This window comes from Cupriavidus sp. C3SS-1 (assembly GCF_057073755.1).
The window spans coordinates 569304-585786 of record NZ_CP172700.1; the positions used below are offsets into that span (position 1 = coordinate 569304).

Below are 16483 nucleotides of genomic sequence, written 5' to 3' on the forward strand. Positions count from 1 at the left end.
ACGAACGGTCAAGTTTTTGTCCCATATTGCAAAACTAGCGTGATGGCAAGTTGGTAGAGTCGGGAGCCCTATGCAGGCTGGTCCAGCCGGCTGGCCGGGCGCCCCCCGAGTCCGTTTGCGCGTGCCGCCGGACGTATCGAGCCCGTTCCGCCTTGTGGACGGACCATTCATTGCATGCTTAAAGAGAGTACTCACCCAGGATTATCTGGAGTGTGGAGAAATGACGCGCATGCCCCTACGTACCCTCTCCGTCGTGATCGCGGACGATCACCCGGTGATTCAACTCGCGGTCAAGAGCACCTTGAGCGCGATCCCGAATGTCCAGGTTTCCGCAACGTGCTCGTCAGGAAAGGAACTCTTCGCCGCGCTGGAAACGCAACGCCCTGATCTCATCGTTACGGATTTCACGATGGAGCGTTCCCAGGGCAATGATGACGGACTTCGCCTGATTCAGCGGCTCAGGCAGCTTAGCTCCGGAACGCCGATAGTTGTCTTCACGATGCTGACCAATGGCGGCCTGCTCACGCGTATCAAGGAGGCGGGTGTTGCTGCTATCGTTGGGAAGAACGAAGAGCCGGCCGTCCTGAGACAGATTTGCATCGACGCGATGGCCGGCCACGGCCAGCGTCTCTCGCCAGCGATAGCGGCCCGGATGGCAAGCGCCGGTGCGCTGACCAATGGCGGCACAAACCCCCTGTCTCCGAAGGAGATAGAGGTGGTGCGCATGTTCGCGGCCGGCAGCCCCATCACGGAAATCGCCGGGTATCTCCATCGGTCGCCGGCAACCGTCGCCACGCAGAAGCGCTCCGCAATGCGCAAGCTGAATATCACCAGCAATGCAGATCTTGTCACCTACGCGCGCGACAACGGTCTTACGTGATGCAAAGCGAGTTCGAGCCGCCCCCGCCGCCGTCAGCCGACCTCGACGCTGTCGAACGGAACCTGCAGCGGGAACGCCGGGTGTTCTCGATGGTGATCTTCTTGCTGGCGCTGGTCGTCATTGCGATTGCCGCGGCGATCTTGCTTGTCCGGCTGAATGGCTCTCTGCGTGCGCAGGAGCAGGTTGCCCGGCTGTATGAGCAAGGCGTGGTCGATGCTGTCCTGGAACGCCGGAGCACCCTCACTGCGACGAACCTGATACTGGAACTGCGTGCCAATGGCACGTTTCCCGTCTCGCAGGGCCGGCCGGCCGGCAATCTCTGCAGACAGGTTTCGCCTTCCTCTCCGGCGGACGATGTTCTGCAGCAGAGTTGTGACCAGTCGGTCCGCACGCTGACGGCCGCAAGCCAGAAGCCATCGATCGAGATGATCTCGATCGCAAATGGCGCGACGTATCGCTATGAGGTGACGGATCCATCGGGACCGGTCGCGCAATCGGAGCTGTCGTTGATGCCCTCATCGGCGATCATCCGCACGGTCCTCGAAAGCTTCCAAAGCCGCGACCTGGACCTCCTGCAGGCGGCAAGGGAGAAGCGCGTCATCTGGAAGGGAGTCCCGGCCAGGACAGCGGGGGCAGATCCCGAGATGATCGGCGCATCGCTGGTGGCGAAGGGCGATGCGCTTTACGCCATCGTCCTGACGCGAATTCCCCTGGGGAAGCTGCTGCGGCCTGCTGGGCCCCTGTCGATTCCCGAGCCGATTGTCTTCGACAGCCTCGGCACGCCGCTGGTTGCAACGGGCGCTCGCGTCGGCGTGCAACGCCTCGACGTCCGGCTGGAAGAACAGCCGGACGGGTTGTTTCACTGGGTTTCAGACTATGGTTGGGCATTGCGCCGCCCGCCCCTGGTGGCTGACTTCGGGCATCTGATCTTTGCGCTCCCGCTGGGCCAGCAGTTCCAGGATATGACGGATGAGTTGATCGTCATCGGCCTGATCGCCGTCGCACTCATCGCCTTGCTGTTTGCGATGTACCGCTACTGGAACTATCGCTTCCTGACCGGGACCTATGCCGAAGCAGCACGCGCACAGCGACTCCTGCACGAGGCGAAGCTCGCGAGCGATGCGGCCGTCACGGCCAGGGTGGCGTTCTTTGCGTCGATGAGCCATGAGATACGCACGCCGCTCGCCTCGCTCCTGGGCAACATGGAGCTTGTTGCGATGGGGTCGCTGGAACCGGAGCAGCGGGCGAGGATCAGTGCGATGCAGTTGTCGGCCGAGGGACTGCTGCAAATCGTCAATGATGTGCTCGATTTCTCCCGGATCGATGTGGGGGCATTAAGCCTCGTCGAGGAACCTGTATCTGTCACTGAACTGCTCAGCCGAATTGCGATCTCGCACGCGCCGCTAGCGGGGCAGCGCAAGCTGAACTTCTTTGTGGTGCACGGCAAGGATCTTCCCGCACGGCTCGATCTGGACCCGGTACGCCTGACCCAGATCGTCAGCAACCTGCTTGGCAATGCATTCAAGTTCACGCAGGTGGGCAAGATCGTCTTGCGCACGCAGTGGGTGGACGAGAATCTTGAGATCGTCGTCTCCGATACCGGCATCGGCATTCCGCAGGAATACATGGATCGGCTCTTCCAGCCATTCTCACAGGTTGACAACAACCGCTTGGCCCAAGCCAGGGGGACCGGGCTTGGCCTGTCGATCTGCATGCGGCTGGTGGAGCGGATGAAGGGCCGTATCACGCTGGACAGCATACTGGGCGTTGGGACCCGGGTCACGGTCCGTCTGCCGCTCCGGGTGTCTGACACGGCGCCACCGCCGCGCCTGAGTCTGCCGGCGAACCGAACGCTGGTCCTGTCCCGAGAGCCGGAGTGCCTTGAAGGGCTGCTGAACCATTTCGACTGGGGGGCGTGTCAGCCGTCGGCCCGCTCGGACATGGATGAGCCCGTGGACGTGGACCGCTATGACTGCTTGTTGGTGACCGAAGGATTCGATCCCGGGCAAGTCATCACCTGGTGGCCAAAGCCGGCGTCGATCGTATGGCTCAAGCAGTTGGGTTCGCTCGTGGAAATGACGCGGCAAGACGGTGGCTACGAGGTTTCCGCCTACAGTGTGCCCGGCATTCACGCTGCCGTACTGGCAGTCGCGACAAAGGTTCTGGCGCCGAAGCGGCCCGGCGACAGCCTCGTCGTATCCGCCATGCAGGAGCGGGCCCGAGCGCCACTTGCGGGACTCTCTGCGCTGGTTGCCGAAGACAACCTGCTGAACAGAAATCTGCTGCGGGACCAGCTTCGCGAGCTGGGTGCCAGGGTTGTCGAAGCGAGCAACGGCAGCGAGGCCATGGCGGCGCTGTTGAAGCATCGCGTGGATGCGGTCCTGACGGACATAGACATGCCAGTCATGAACGGCTTCGACCTGCTCCGCGAAATGAAGCAAGCCGGAATGGAGATCCCGGTATACGCCGTGAGCGCAAGCGCGCGGCCCCAGGATGTCGCGGAGGGGCAGGCGAGGGGATTCACCGGCTATCTCACCAAGCCGCTGTCTCTCGTCGCCCTCGCGTCAGTCCTCGCTTGCGTCGGCGATCCAGTGGGCTTGATGCACTCGGAAGATGGCGTGCAGTCGGAAATGTTGGCCGACGACGAGCTTCCCGAGCTGCCGGTGCTGCCGGCCGGGTATGTCGAAGCCTTCCTCACGCAGACTGGAGCGGATCTGGATGAGTGCGACGTCATTCGGGCCGGACACGACGTGCACCGACTGGAGCGGCTACTGCATCGCATCTCGGGCACGCTTTCGGTATTCGGCCGCTCGCAACTGGCCGAGCTGTGCGAAGACCTGCGTGACTACGTGGCCAACACGAATCGTTGGGACGATGAGATCGAACTCCAGTCAGGCTACATCGCGCAGCGTCTGCGGAAAATGTGTGAGCTCGTGCCGGCCGATTAGCCTGATTGCGGGCAGCGCTCCGCCGCTTTTTTCTAATTTCTAATTTCTAATTTCTATGATTGTGGTTGCTCTACTGTACAGCGAGCATTGAGGGGACGAGTAGCTGCCCTCGCTCTTAAAGGCAACCGTCCTGGGCACTTCCTCAGGCGAGACCTCGCAGATTGCCCGCCTTCCGGCGGGCATTTTTTCGTTGAAACAGGAGAGTTCATGAGCAACCACGACTTTGCTTTTGCCGCGTGCACGGCATTTGCTCTGATGTCAGGCGCATTACCCGGCACGACCGGAATGGCACGGGCTCAAACCAATTTGCAGAAGCCCATCGTCTATCCGGCCAGAGGCCAATCGGCTCGTCTGCAGACCAGCGACGATGGTGCCTGCTACGGCTGGGCCAGGCAGCAGTCAGGCGTTGATCCGTACGGAATCGCGAGTTCGCCAGTCCCGGTCATCGTGCCGGGCGGTGAGCGGGTGAGGGGAGCAGCCGCTGGCGCGGCTGCCGGTGCCGTGGTGGGTGCGATTAGCGGTGATGCTGGCAAGGGGGCCGCAACAGGCGCGGCCGTCGGCATGGTTGCCGGGGGCGTCGCGCATCGCCAGCAGCGCCGCCAGGCGGCTGCGATCAGCGCGCAGACGCAGGCCAACAACGATTGGGCGTTGGCGTCCTACTGGCAGGCGTGGAAGGCTTGTATGACGGGCCGGGGTTACTCGTTGCAATAGGCGTGGCGGACGGTGGACCGGGCCAATGGCCGCCGGTCCATCCTAGCCCGGGGAGGCAGCGTGAAAACGTCCTAGAGGACGGCACACGCTTCGGCGGTGGTGGCAACAGTCAGGCTCACCTGCGCGCCGTTACGCAACAGGACGCACAGATAGCCGCCCGTGATGTCTCCCGGACGCGGATTCTTAAGCCACAGGCGTGGCGGCATCGCCTTGGAGGCATGCACCTTGCCCTGATCCGAAGTCGTTTTGGATTCTGCGCTGGACACGGCATCGTTCCATGTGACCGCGATCGGCCCGTCGGGCTTCTCGCCAAGGAAGCAGAGCGCTGGGGTTGATTGCGAGTGCTGCGATGCGGGCCCGGTTTCGCAACGACCGGCGCGCACAGCCAGCACGTCATGATCGGTGCGATTGACGGCCACCATCCTGGTCCACGGCCAGGGTTCCTGGAACGGGTGCTGGCTATCGGCACTTGGGATCGCGCATCCGGACAGGGCGCTTGCGGCTGTGACGGCAATGACGCCGGCAGATATCAAGGAAACAGCATTCATTCTGGTAATTGGTTCAGGCGGGCCTGGGCTTCACCCGAGGGGCGTTTGACAGCGGACAGGGTAAGCGCGGCCTCGCCGCGCGGGCTATCAAAGGAATTCGAAAAGCCAGGTGACATGGGGGCAGGGTCAATCCCGTACGTGCTTACTTTCTAATTTCTTTGATAGCGGCGATTGATGCGCTGCCATAAGGTGTGCGCTCGATCGAGACGTGGCCGGAAGTGCCGGTGAGCGTTGACGGTAGCGGACTTACCTTTTGAGGAAACAGCAGACATGATCAAGAACCGCCGATCGGCCGTGCCGGCAATAGGCTTTGCACTGCTGATCATGGGCGCCGGGCAGTCGCACGCGCAGATCTCCCCCAACCCCGGACAGCAAGGGTCAGCCGAGCAGTCGGATCTGTGCGCGGGAGTCGGACTCGCTAAGGCCGCCATGTGCCGTGCTTCGGGAGAATCAACCAGAAGCAAGTACAACCTCCTGTACGCGGACGATGCACCGGCAACCGATAACAATCTGTCGACCGGAGAAGACGCGCGATCCGGCCGGAGGGCAGGGCGCACCCCCACGGACGCTCCCCGCAGTAGCCTCCCTAGTGGGGCACCTGCCTCCTAAACCTGCCCGCGCACTATGAAACTGAGCCCTCGTGCTCCATCCCCGAACGACTCCATGAAACTGCGACCCAATCTGCTGGCGGGCATCGTCCTGCTGGCGCTGACTGAACCCGCTTTTGCATCCGCGCTCAGCGGAAACGCGCTTGAGAACGCGGCCAATGCCATCTCCTGGGTGGTATTGATCTTTGTGCCAGTAGCAGGGGTCTACCTGTTCTGGATACTCCATATCTGGCCGGAGAAGGTCGCGCATCGGAAGCGCCATCCGCAGATGGAGGCGATCCACGCGCTGTGCCTGCTCTCGCTCTTCTTTGGTGGGCTGCTGTGGCCGCTGGCCTGGCTCTGGGCGCATACCAAGCCCGTGTTCTACCGTGCGGCCTATGGCACTGACAAGGCGCCAGAGGGCGACGAGGCTCCATCGCATGGCGCCGAGGTATCGACCTCCAGGACAAGCGATGGTGTCTCATACGGAATGCAGAGCGCCGTGACCCTCGGGTCGTCGACGATGGAACCTGTCGCCGGCGCCATGCGCGGCGGAAAGGAGCTGATCTGAATGGATGCTCTGTTGCTTGCGGTCTACGGAATGGCCGTTTGGCTGATCTTTTTCAGGTTCAAATGGCTGCCGTGGAACACCACCTCGATGGTCATCGTGGTCACGATCCCGGTAATCGCGATGACGCTGCTGATCCTGACGCTCAACGTGGTGGCGCCTTCCTCCCATGACATTCGGGTCGTGGGCAAAGTCCTTCAGGTAGTGCCGCAGGTCCGCGGCCGCATCATCGAACTTGCTGCCGAGGGTAACCGGAGCTACAAGAAGGGCGATGTCCTGCTGCGCATCGATCCGACACCGTATCAGGCCTCGGTCAGGCAACTCCAGGGCAGGTTGATGGCGGACGACGCGGCGCTTGCCGAGGCCCAGGCGTCGGCGCGCCAACTCAGCGAGTCCGTGCGTGGCGCGGCCGGCAGGGTGAGTACGGTGGAGGCCAGGCTGACGCTGGCCCGTCAGCGGCTCAAGGAACATGACGCGTTGCTTGCGGCCGGGGCAGGCTCGAAATTCGACAGAGACGATGCACTGGCCCGCCAGCGCGAGCTGGAAGGCGAACTGGTCAGCGCGCAGGCCGCCGAGGATGAAGCCAGACAGAAGCTGTCAGCCAAGAGTCAGGGCGAGTTTGCGGCCATCGCGACTGCGCGCGCCAAGCGTGCGGAGACCGAAGTCATGCTTGAGAACGCCAGGTGGGAGCTTGACCAGACTGTGTACCGGGCACCGTCCGATGGCAAGGTCGTGAATCTGCAGGTGCGCGTGGGCACCATGCTTGTCCCATTCCCCTTCTCGCCGGCATTCAGCTTTGTGGAGGATCAGCAGGAAGTACTCGCCTTCTACAGGCAGAACGAACTCTACAACGTCAGGGAGGGAGATCTTGCTGAGATCTATCTGCCGACGCGTCCGGGAGAGATCATCAAGGCGAAGGTGGACTCGGTCGTCTGGGCGCAATCGCAAGGGCAATTTGCACAGGGCGGCATGATCCCGAATACCGGAGCCACGGACATCGTGCCGAATCGATTCGCGGTCAAGCTGGACCTGCGTGACGAGTCGAGGAATCTGATGCTTCCTGTCGGCGCAATCGGGGCGGGCGCGATCTATACAGAGCATATGAAGATGTTTCACATCATTCGCATGGTCTTCCTTCGCGTCAGTTCCAAGCTGAACTACCTGGTATTCAAGCTTCACTAAAGGGATGTCCGTGTCGTCGTCATACGTCAACAAGATTATTCCGGCATTGCTGGCGGTTCCGGTCGCCATGCTCTGCGGCTGCGCCCTGCAGACGCCGCCCCAAGGTGCCGACCTTCGTCACCAGGCCGTCCCGGCGCTCGAAGGTAAGCGCGCCTGGGCAAACGACGCTGCAGCGGGCAATCCCGCTGACGGCTGGCTTGCAACCTTCGACGATGCTGAGCTCCAGCGGCTGGTGCGGGAAGCCATCGCGCACAACGGCGACCTCCGGCTCGCCGCGGTGCGCGTCCAGCAGGCGCAGGCGCTCGTCACCATCCAGAGCAGCGGCCTGCTCCCGAGCGCAGGCGTGAAGGGTAGGGCGGGCAACTCCGAGACCCAGGTCCTCTCCATCGGCGCGAGCTGGGAGATCGATCTCTGGGGGCGTATCCGTGCGCAGTCGCGGGCGGCAAAATCCCATTACGCTGCCACCAGGGACGACTATCTCTGGGCCCAGCGCGTCGTGGCCGCGGCCACGGCCAAGGCATGGTTCATGCTGATCCAGAACGCGCAGCTCGAAGACCGGCTGCGACAGGCCGTCGACGTCCAGGATCAACTGGTGCAGATCGCCGGCCAGCGTGTTGCCATCGGCATCGCGCCGGACAGCGAGCTAGTGCAAGCGCAGAATGCGCGCCGGTCGCAGCTTGACGCACTCAAATCGGCTGAGCTGGCCAGAAGCCAGGCTGCCCAGGCCCTGGAACTGCTGCTGGGCCGCTACCCCGCCGGGGAAATTGGCAAGATGCTGCCAGGGCTGGATCTGCCGGCCATGCCGGCGGCGCCGCCGGCAGGTTTGCCGGCAGATCTGGTCGATCGCCGCCCCGATCTCACGGCGGCCGGCCACCAGGTTGCCGCGGCCTTCGACATGAGGCAGTCGGCCGAAGCAGCGCGCTTGCCGCGCATTTCCATCAGCGCGGCCATTACCGGCATCCGCAGCGACGTGTTCGTGCTCAATCAGGCCGGTAGCCCGATCAAGGGGCTGAATGGCTCGATCTTCGCGCCGATCTTTACTGGCGGAGAGCTTAAGGCCCGCGCGGACTACTACACGGCCGAGCAGAAGGCCGCCCTGATCGCCTATGGCAACAGCGCCCTGCAGGCACTGAGCGAGGTGGAGGCGGGGTTGCAGGCCGATTCGAACTATGCCGAGCGGACGACGCAACTGCAGGACAGGGTCCGCGAAAGCCGGGTGCTGGTCCAGCGTGAAGAAGCACGTGCCAGGATTGGGGCCTCCGACACCCGCAGCGTGCTGAAGGACCGGCAGTCACTCCTGGCTGCCGAGATGGACCTCATCAACGTGCGGGGCGGCCATCTCAACCGGCGTATTGCGCTGTTGCTGGCGCTAGGGGGAGACTGGAACTGGAGGGGCGATGCCGCCGAAGCTTCCGGGGCTGTGCCTGAGGCGCAATGATAAAAGATGAGGACGTGCTGGAAGGTCGCGCTTTCAGCCATCTCATTAGTATTTGATCCTGCCAACGAGTGGCGGCACAGGAAAAACAGCATATTGCCAACCTGGGGGAAGAACGAGGGTCGCAGATCGACCCATCGCGGTCTTTCAAACTCACGAGAGATGATCGGCAGCTTCCGGGCCGAAATGAGACATCCGACTTGTCAAGATCTTCATTGAGTTCAGCACGGAGCGGGCTGGACTCGGTTTCTCCAGGCGCTCCTGGAACGTGGCAGGTTTTGGCTCGTGGCCTGGAAAGAAGTCACCGATCCCGTAGCATCGGGTTCAGCTTGATTTGCCGCTTGCGTGATGTCCCGCAGAACGCTTTACGGCGTGAGGCCGGGCTCCTCCTGCGACCAGCAGAGACGCTCGTTGTGCGCAGGCGTCAGGTGACTCGTGCCGCCAGTGACATCAACGCTTTCGCGACCTCAGGACGGCATTCGCTCACAAGCTTCGCTGCGCGGACGAGCATTTGCTTTCGATCTGTCCCTCGCTTGCGAACTGAAGACGAACCGGCCGAGCAAGACGCCGAATGAAACCGGCATCTGCGTGGACCGAGCCGCAGACCTTAACCCCGAAAGAAGTTCGACTGGAGCTGCCGGCCGGCCATCCTTCGCCCGGCAGCTCCTTATTCAGCGAGGCATAGCTGGTCGAGACGGTGCGGACCTATCTGAGACGTCCAACTGCTGCGAGACAAACGACTCCTTTGGCCGATGAACGGTGAATGAGTCTCTGCTGACTGAACCGGTGCACTGCAGCGCCCGCGCAAGGTTCACGGGCAAGCGCAGGTCTATCACGAGCGCGGTTGCGCTTGCAGCATCCCCTCCAGCCCCGATGCGATGAACTCAAGCGAGGAGGTTGAGAATCCTTCTCTGATCTGATTGCTCACTCCATTCGTCTCGGGCGTCAATCGCGCATAGATCCCCAACAAGTTGATGATCGAGATGCTGGCGATGTACCACTGTTGAATCACGACTGTCGGCGAGACGTGTGGATAGGCGCGTTGCAATGCCTGGTTGAACTTCAACGTGAGAGGGCCGAAGAGTTCTGTCAGCAACGGGTCACCCGCGAGTCCCAGGCGGCTGAGAATCTGCTCCCAATATCCGCCGGCTACCGGCGCACGCTCAACGAGTTCAGCGTGCGGGTCAAAGGCGGCTCTCACGATCTCGCGCACAGTGGGCGCGCTGTCCTGCGAAAGAAGCGCGTCTATCCGTGATTCGGAAGTTGCGACGAGTGCCTCGCCGCGACGCAGCAACACCGAGCGGAGCAATTGCGCTTTGCTGCCGAAGTGGTAGTGGATCGATGCAGCACCGTAGCCGGCAGCTTCATTGACTGAGCGAATCGACGTGCTTGCGATGCCATTGAGCGCGAAAAGTCGCTCGGCTGTGTCCAAAAGTGCCGTTCTAGTTGCGTCACCTTCCGACGTTCCTTCCTCTCTCTCAAATTTGGGTCTTCTTCCCATGACTTTTTGACACCTTCGTTTGGGTGGGCTCCCCAATTCTAAGTGATTTCCCGTAGCCCGCTTCAAATATCTGCTTCTATCACTTGATTGGATCAAGTGATCCAATTAAAGTACATCCCAGCGCGGCACTGCTCGCCGGCCCCGATGGTTCGAGGCCCGGTGCACAGAAGAACCGCAAGGTTTCCCACTAACCGAGAGGGAAGGGATGAAGCGAGACATAGCAATGAATGAGGCGACGCTCACAGAGTCGCTTGCGCCCGAACAATTGGCGTCGATGTACACCCGCATGGCCATGGCGCGTCACATCGACACGATCATGGGGCGTCACACCAAAGAGAACCGTATCGACGGTTGGTGGCATCCAGGCGAAGGCCAGGAGGCAGCGGCCATTGGCGCTACGGCGGCTCTGCGCAAGGACGACTACGTTTTCTACCAAGGTCGCGGAAGCGCCTGGGCCATCGGAAAAGGTATGGCGCCGGACGCGATTCTGGGCGACTTGCTCGGTCGGGTGACCGGTTCGACCGGCGGGAAGGGAGCGGGCGTCCCTCACTGGTGTGATCCCGAGCTCGGGGTCATGGGCGAAGGCGCGACGCTGGGCAGCGTTTATCCCCTGGCGGCGGGCGCAGCCCTGGCAGCCCAACTGCGCGGCACCGGCCAAGTTGCCGTAGCCAACTTTGGCGATGGCACGGCGGCCCGAGGCACCTTCCACGAGACCATGGTTCAGGCGGCCACTTGGAAACTGCCACTGATCTACTTCTGCGAGAACAACGGGCTGATCGTCTCGATGCGTCTTTCCGAGGTGAGCCCGACGGACGACATCGCTGACTACGCGGCGGGCTATGGCATTCCCGGCGTCGTTGTCGACGGCCAAGACGCCGTGGCCGTCCACCATGCGATGGCCGAAGCCGTCCAACGGGCGCGCGCAGGGAAAGGGCCGACTTTGATCGAAGCCAAGGTTGTACGCCGGCGCGGCCATTGGGAGGGCGATCCCCAGCAGTATCGAAAAGACACCGATCCAGATGCCCTGAACTACCGGGATCCACTGGACGTTCTCGGTGCTCGCTTTGACGCAGACACCGCGAAAGCGCTGCGCGCGAGCGCCGAGCAAGAGGTTCAACGCGCCTATGAGGAGGCCAAGGCGGCTCCGGAGGCGGACCTCTCGATCATCTGGAAGGACGTCTACGCATGAACACCACCAACGAAACGACCAATCTCACCTACAGCGCAGCCATCGGCCACGCCATCGCCGAGGAAATGCGTAGGGATCCCGAAGTCTTCATGATGGGACAGATGGCCGCAGGGGGCGGTCAGTTCGCCGCGGAGCGTGGCCTGTCCGACGAGTTCGGGACCGAGAGGGTTCGAAACACCACGATCAACGAGGCCTTCATGGCCGGCTGCACCGTCGGCGCGGCGGTTGCCGGCATGAAGCCAATCGTAAACATGGGCTTCGGCGACTTTGGCTTGATCGCCGGCGATGAGATTTATCAGAAGCTCGCGAAATGGCGCTACATGCATGGTGGCAAGTTCACGCTGTCCGCTGTCGTCATCCTGCCTTACGGTTCCATGGGCGGCGCCGGTCCGGAGCATTCGAGCAGCCTCGAAGCCTTCGGCATGCATAGCCCCGGCCTGAAAGTCGTCATCCCCTCTACGCCGGCAGACGCCAAGGGCCTGATGAAGATGGCCATCCGTGATCCGAATCCGGTGTTGTTCCACAGCGTGAATACGTTGTCGTTCTTGCGAGGCCCCGTCTCTAGCGATCCCGATCTGCTAGTGCCGTTTGGCAAGGCTGCGATCCGTCGCGCCGGTACGTCGATCTCCGTCATTACGTATGGATCGATGGTGCCGCTGTGCTTGGACGCTGCTACGCGCTTGGCCGCGGACGGCATTGAGCTGGAAGTGATCGACCTGCGAACGCTGGTTCCCCTCGATTGGGAAACGGTGCTGGAGTCGGTTACCCGCACTCACCGCGCGATGGTCGTGCACGAAGCCGTGCGCACTGCCGGCGCGGGTGCCGAGATTGCCGCGCGTATTCAGGAGGAGGCTTTCTTCGACCTGGAATGCCCTGTCGCACGAGTCGCTGGCAAAGACACCATTCGCCCGCAGACGGCTCGCTTGGAGGCCTATTGCATACCGTCCGTCGACGAGATCGAGCAGGCCGCTCGGCAGTTGATGTCGATCTAATCCGAACGAGAGCGAGTGGAGCTGTGAAAGAAAACGCGACAGTGAAGCTGACCGAGGTACGTATCCCCTTCATGGGCTCGGTCGAAAACGCCACCATTCTGCGCTGGGTGCCGAAGGAAGGTGATGTAGTCACGCAGGATGGAGTTCTGTGCGAGATCGAGACTGACAAGACGGTCATGGAGATCCAGGCGCCAGCCTCGGGTGTGCTGGCCAAGCGCTTGGTCGGCGAAGGCACGGACCTTAAAGTGGGGGCCCTGATCGGCTATCTGGCAGACGAAGGGGCGAGCCCCGCAGAAGTTGCTGCACTGCTGGCGGGCGAGAGCACCTCCACGGCCGCGGAAGTCGCGGCGGACCTCCCTGATGAACCTGCTAATCAGGCGGTAAAGCGACTTGGTGCCGCGCCTCGTTCGAACGCAGACGCTACGCTGCGCGTGTCGCCCTATGCTCGGCGCTTGGCTAAAGAGCATGATATTGAGCTAGAGGATGTGCAGCGGGTCACGAATGGACGGCGTATCTACGGCGCCGACGTACTGCGCTCGGTTTCATTGCGCGCTGCTGATAGCCAGCAGGTGAATGGAGTTCCCCACGACGAACCGGAGAAGCGCAGTGTCCCAGCCCGCTCCCAAGCCAGTGGCGACTGGCGCGGCTACGAGGGCGTTCCGTTCGAGTTGAGAGAATTTTCGGCCAGGCGTCGCACCATCGCGCGGCGCCTCTCCGAGACCGCGTCCGAGGCGCCTCAATTGACGGCCGACGTCCAGGTCGATCTGACGCGAGTGCTTGATTCGCGCAAGGCGTTCAATGCTCTGCGTGCAGAGCGCGCAGAGGCACCGGTATCGCTGCTTGCCTTTCTGATCAAGGCGGCCTGCGCCACTCTCAAGAAGTACCCGGAACTGAATGCAAGCTATACAGAGGCCGGCCTGAAGATCTGGAAGGCCATTCACATCGGGATCGCAGTCGACACTCCGGAAGGCCTGGTCGTACCGGTCATCCGCGATGCGGACAGGCAGACCATTTCGGAGATCGATGCTGCCGTGAAGACTCTGGCTGCCAAGGCTCGCGACGGCAAGCTCACGCCCGCCGACCTCGAGGGTGGCACATTCACCATCTCGAACCCTGGATCGGTCGGCCCGGTACTGCGCGCGGAGGCGATCCTGAATGCGCCGCAGGTTGCCCTGCTGGGCTTCCCGGCGATGTTGCACACGCCCGTTGCCGTTCCTGGTGCTCTGGGCGAATACGAGGTCACCGTACGTCCCGTGCTGCGCCCGTCCCTGACATTTGATCACCGGCCACTCGATGGCGGCACGATCGTGCGCTATCTGACCGAGTTCAAGAATCGCGTCGAAACCATGGTCTTCGACTAAACAACGCGCAGTACGAGCATTCCCTGTCGAACCACAGAGACCAGAACGATGAACTACGACGTGATCGTCATCGGAGGCGGGCCAGGCGGCTACGTCGCCGCAATCCGGGCTGCGCAGCTCGGCATGAGGACTGCCCTGGTAGAGCGCGCCGAGCTTGGCGGCATCTGCCTGAACTGGGGGTGTATCCCGACCAAAGCGCTGCTCAAGAGTGCTCAGGTATTCGACTACCTGAAGAATGCCGCGCTTTATGGGGTGCAGATCATGGAAGAGCCGGTCGCAAGCCTTCCCGAGATGGTGAAGCGAAGCCGGGACGTCGCAGGCAAGATGATGAATGGCGTCAAGTACCTGATGAAGAAGAACAAGGTGGACGTCATTCAGGGGCATGGGCGAATCAAGCCCGGCCAGAAGGTAGTCGTGACTGATGATGGCGGTGCTGAGAAGGAATATGGGGCCGGCCACATCATCCTGGCTACCGGGGCTCGCTCGCGAGAACTACCGACGTTGAAGCAAGACGGCAAGCGGATCATCGGGTATCGCGAGGCCATGACGCTGTCCAGTCTTCCCAAGCGAATGGTAATCGTCGGCTCGGGTGCGATCGGTGTCGAGTTCGCTTACCTCTATGCCACCCTCGGGACGGAGGTCACTCTTGTGGAGACGCTGCCGCAGATCGTTCCACTTGAAGACGAGGAAGTGTCGCAGCAGCTCGCCCAATCGCTGGCCAAGTCAGGCGTAACGATCAAGACATCCACTGCCGTCGAAGCGGTGCACGCACGCCCAGAGGGCTGCATTGTGTCCTTGCGTTCGCCCGAAGGCGCAAAGACCGTTGAGTGTGACGTCGTGCTGTCGTCGGTGGGCATTGCAGCCAATATCGAGAACCTTGGCCTGGATGAGGTTGGTGTCCGTGTCGAGCAAGGCCGCATTGTTGTCAACGAAGCGTATGAAACCAATGTCGAGGGGTACTACGCCATTGGCGATTGCATTCCCACCGCAGCGCTCGCCCATGTCGCCAGCGCGGAAGCCATCCGCTGCGTCGAGGGGATTGCCGGATTAAAGCCGGATTCGATCGACTATGGGAATGTCCCCGGCTGTACCTACACCCAGCCAGAGGTTGCTTCGGTCGGATACACGGAAAAGGCGGCGAGAGCGGCAGGCCTGGACATCAAGGTCGGAAAGTTTCCCTTTTCTGCCTCGGGTAAGGCGAAAGCATCTGGGCACAGCGATGGCTTCGTGAAGATCATCCTTGACAGCAAGCACGACACCATCCTCGGCGCGCATATGGTTGGCGCCAATGTCACTGAGATGATCGCTGAAGTCGTGGCGGCTCGAAAGTTGGAGACGACGGCCGAAGAGATCCTTGCCAGTGTGCATCCGCATCCGACCATGAGCGAAGCGGTCATGGAGGCAGTGGCAGCGGCATGCGGGGAAGCAATCCACCTCTGATACGAACGTTGACATCCGCCGCAAGCAACCGCTTCGCGGACGTCCCGCAAACCACAGACGATTGACCGCTATCAGTCCTCGTAGAAGGACTTGGCTGGAGGAGCAAACATGGCCCCAAACCAAATGGCCAGCAATGCAATTGAGACGGCTCCCAGGAGGCGCATCGGCGCACCTTTGGTCGGGCTCTCGATTTGCGCGGTGGTAGCCGCCGCAGCGGTGATCGCCTTCTCGCACCGACCGGAACCCAGCTTTCCAAAGACCGAGATCAGCGTTCAGCGGATGGTCGTCAATGGTGTCGCACGGCCAGGTGGCAGTCTCGTCGCCGTCGGTGAACTGGGGCATATTTTGACCAGCGAAGACGGCGGCCGGACTTGGCACGCGGCACGCATTAGCCCACAGCGAGGCGCAACTCTTACCCAAGTCTCGTTTGCAAATGGAACAGTGGGCTACGCAGTTGGCCATGATCTCTGGGCACTGAAGACCAACGATGGCGGTTTGAGTTGGACCGAGGTGCACTACGATCCAAAAAGTTCCGAGTCGTTTCTCGGCGTCTGGGCAAAGTCTGCCTCCACCGTGTATGCCGTCGGGGCATTTGGAACTCTGCGCATGTCGTCGGACGGTGGTCGGACGTGGAGCAAGCCCGACACTGACCTAGGCGACAGCCACATCTACGCCATTTCTGGTGGTGACGACTCGCGGATGATTCTGGTGGGGGAGCAGGGGATGGCCGCTCGCTCTGATGATGCCGGCAAGACCTGGAACATCCTCCCAAAGTTCTACAAGGGCTCGCTCTTTGGCCTGATTCGGATGTCTTCCGACGAGTGGATTGCCTATGGGATGCGTGGAAGCGTCTATGTCACCCGTGATGGCGGACAAACCTGGGAAGCAAGGACTACGGGTACTGAATCGTCGCTGTTCGGAGGCAGCCTGCTGAAGGACGGACGCATCGTGCTTGTGGGGCAGGGCGGCACAGTCCTGACCTCAAGCGATCGAGGCGAAACCTTCGTTCGGAGCCAACCCGCAGGAGGTCGCAGTCTCGCTGGTGTGGCCGCTGGCGCCGATGGCGCCCTAATTTTCAGCGGCGAGGCCGGGGTCACAGTTCCAACGCAGATTGGCTCTGACCAGTCCCGCTAACGTTTCC

13 protein-coding genes are annotated in these 16483 nt (G+C 61.8%); 11 read left to right on the plus strand and 2 right to left on the minus strand.

What is annotated here, in order from left to right; translation table 11 throughout:
• The first annotated feature begins 229 nt into the window (after positions 1-229).
• The 3 genes from ACIGJC_RS18635 (at position 230) to ACIGJC_RS18645 (ending at position 4539) form a co-directional block, all read left to right on the plus strand.
• Positions 230-880: a response regulator gene (locus ACIGJC_RS18635; RefSeq protein WP_483713571.1), complete on the plus strand. Its 651-nt coding sequence runs from the start codon at positions 230-232 to the stop codon at positions 878-880.
• A complete protein-coding gene (locus ACIGJC_RS18640; protein ID WP_483713573.1) occupies positions 880-3828 on the plus strand; it encodes a hybrid sensor histidine kinase/response regulator in 2949 nt (982 codons plus the stop codon). Before ACIGJC_RS18635 ends, ACIGJC_RS18640 begins: the two co-directional genes overlap by 1 nt.
• Positions 3829-4035: 207 nt before the next feature.
• Positions 4036-4539, plus strand: a complete 504-nt coding sequence (locus ACIGJC_RS18645) for a glycine zipper family protein (RefSeq protein WP_483713574.1) — start codon at positions 4036-4038, stop codon at positions 4537-4539.
• A 71-nt stretch (positions 4540-4610) separates the two neighbouring features.
• Here ACIGJC_RS18645 and ACIGJC_RS18650 read toward each other — a convergent pair whose 3' ends face one another.
• A complete protein-coding gene (locus ACIGJC_RS18650) occupies positions 4611-5087 on the minus strand; it encodes a hypothetical protein (RefSeq protein WP_483713575.1) in 477 nt (158 codons plus the stop codon).
• A 663-nt stretch (positions 5088-5750) separates the two neighbouring features.
• Between ACIGJC_RS18650 and ACIGJC_RS18655 the strand changes: the two genes are divergently transcribed.
• The 3 genes from ACIGJC_RS18655 (at position 5751) to ACIGJC_RS18665 (ending at position 8862) form a co-directional block, all read left to right on the plus strand.
• On the plus strand, positions 5751-6245 hold the full coding sequence (locus ACIGJC_RS18655) for a DUF3302 domain-containing protein (RefSeq protein ID WP_483713576.1): 495 nt from the start codon (positions 5751-5753) through the stop codon (positions 6243-6245).
• On the plus strand, positions 6246-7424 hold the full coding sequence (locus ACIGJC_RS18660; protein ID WP_483713578.1) for an HlyD family secretion protein: 1179 nt from the start codon (positions 6246-6248) through the stop codon (positions 7422-7424).
• A 67-nt stretch (positions 7425-7491) separates the two neighbouring features.
• Complete coding sequence (locus ACIGJC_RS18665; RefSeq protein ID WP_483714469.1) at positions 7492-8862, plus strand: efflux transporter outer membrane subunit; 1371 nt, start codon at positions 7492-7494, stop codon at positions 8860-8862.
• Positions 8863-9691: 829 nt separating this feature from the next.
• Here ACIGJC_RS18665 and ACIGJC_RS18670 read toward each other — a convergent pair.
• Positions 9692-10291: a TetR/AcrR family transcriptional regulator gene (locus ACIGJC_RS18670; RefSeq protein WP_483713579.1), complete on the minus strand. Its 600-nt coding sequence runs from the start codon at positions 10289-10291 to the stop codon at positions 9692-9694.
• A 292-nt stretch (positions 10292-10583) separates the two neighbouring features.
• Here ACIGJC_RS18670 and ACIGJC_RS18675 point away from each other — a divergent pair, with 292 nt between their 5' ends.
• The 5 genes from ACIGJC_RS18675 (at position 10584) to ACIGJC_RS18695 (ending at position 16476) form a co-directional block, all read left to right on the plus strand.
• Entirely contained in the window at positions 10584-11549 is a 966-nt protein-coding gene (locus ACIGJC_RS18675) for a thiamine pyrophosphate-dependent dehydrogenase E1 component subunit alpha (RefSeq protein ID WP_483713581.1), read from the plus strand.
• Complete coding sequence (locus ACIGJC_RS18680) at positions 11546-12541, plus strand: alpha-ketoacid dehydrogenase subunit beta (RefSeq protein WP_483713582.1); 996 nt, start codon at positions 11546-11548, stop codon at positions 12539-12541. Before ACIGJC_RS18675 ends, ACIGJC_RS18680 begins: the two co-directional genes overlap by 4 nt.
• A 41-nt stretch (positions 12542-12582) precedes the next feature.
• Complete coding sequence (locus tag ACIGJC_RS18685) at positions 12583-13902, plus strand: dihydrolipoamide acetyltransferase family protein (protein ID WP_483713583.1); 1320 nt, start codon at positions 12583-12585, stop codon at positions 13900-13902.
• A gap of 48 nt (positions 13903-13950) precedes the next feature.
• Entirely contained in the window at positions 13951-15342 is a 1392-nt protein-coding gene (gene lpdA / locus ACIGJC_RS18690) for a dihydrolipoyl dehydrogenase (RefSeq protein ID WP_483713584.1), read from the plus strand.
• Between the two features lie 108 nt (positions 15343-15450).
• A complete protein-coding gene (locus ACIGJC_RS18695; RefSeq protein ID WP_483713585.1) occupies positions 15451-16476 on the plus strand; it encodes a WD40/YVTN/BNR-like repeat-containing protein in 1026 nt (341 codons plus the stop codon).
• Positions 16477-16483: the final 7 nt, after the last annotated feature.

Bases quoted from the DNA above. Each gene is read 5' to 3' on its own strand.
- ACIGJC_RS18635 (WP_483713571.1), top strand. From the start codon at position 230: ATGCCCCTACGTACCCTCTCCGTCGTGATCGCGGACGATCACCCGGTG.
- ACIGJC_RS18640 (WP_483713573.1), top strand. From the start codon at position 880: ATGCAAAGCGAGTTCGAGCCGCCCCCGCCGCCGTCAGCCGACCTCGAC.
- ACIGJC_RS18645 (WP_483713574.1), top strand. From the start codon at position 4,036: ATGAGCAACCACGACTTTGCTTTTGCCGCGTGCACGGCATTTGCTCTG.
- ACIGJC_RS18650 (WP_483713575.1), bottom strand. From the start codon at position 5,087: ATGAATGCTGTTTCCTTGATATCTGCCGGCGTCATTGCCGTCACAGCC.
- ACIGJC_RS18655 (WP_483713576.1), top strand. From the start codon at position 5,751: ATGAAACTGCGACCCAATCTGCTGGCGGGCATCGTCCTGCTGGCGCTG.
- ACIGJC_RS18660 (WP_483713578.1), top strand. From the start codon at position 6,246: ATGGATGCTCTGTTGCTTGCGGTCTACGGAATGGCCGTTTGGCTGATC.
- ACIGJC_RS18665 (WP_483714469.1), top strand. From the start codon at position 7,492: ATGCTCTGCGGCTGCGCCCTGCAGACGCCGCCCCAAGGTGCCGACCTT.
- ACIGJC_RS18675 (WP_483713581.1), top strand. From the start codon at position 10,584: ATGAATGAGGCGACGCTCACAGAGTCGCTTGCGCCCGAACAATTGGCG.
- ACIGJC_RS18680 (WP_483713582.1), top strand. From the start codon at position 11,546: ATGAACACCACCAACGAAACGACCAATCTCACCTACAGCGCAGCCATC.
- lpdA (WP_483713584.1), top strand. From the start codon at position 13,951: ATGAACTACGACGTGATCGTCATCGGAGGCGGGCCAGGCGGCTACGTC.
- ACIGJC_RS18695 (WP_483713585.1), top strand. From the start codon at position 15,451: ATGGCCCCAAACCAAATGGCCAGCAATGCAATTGAGACGGCTCCCAGG.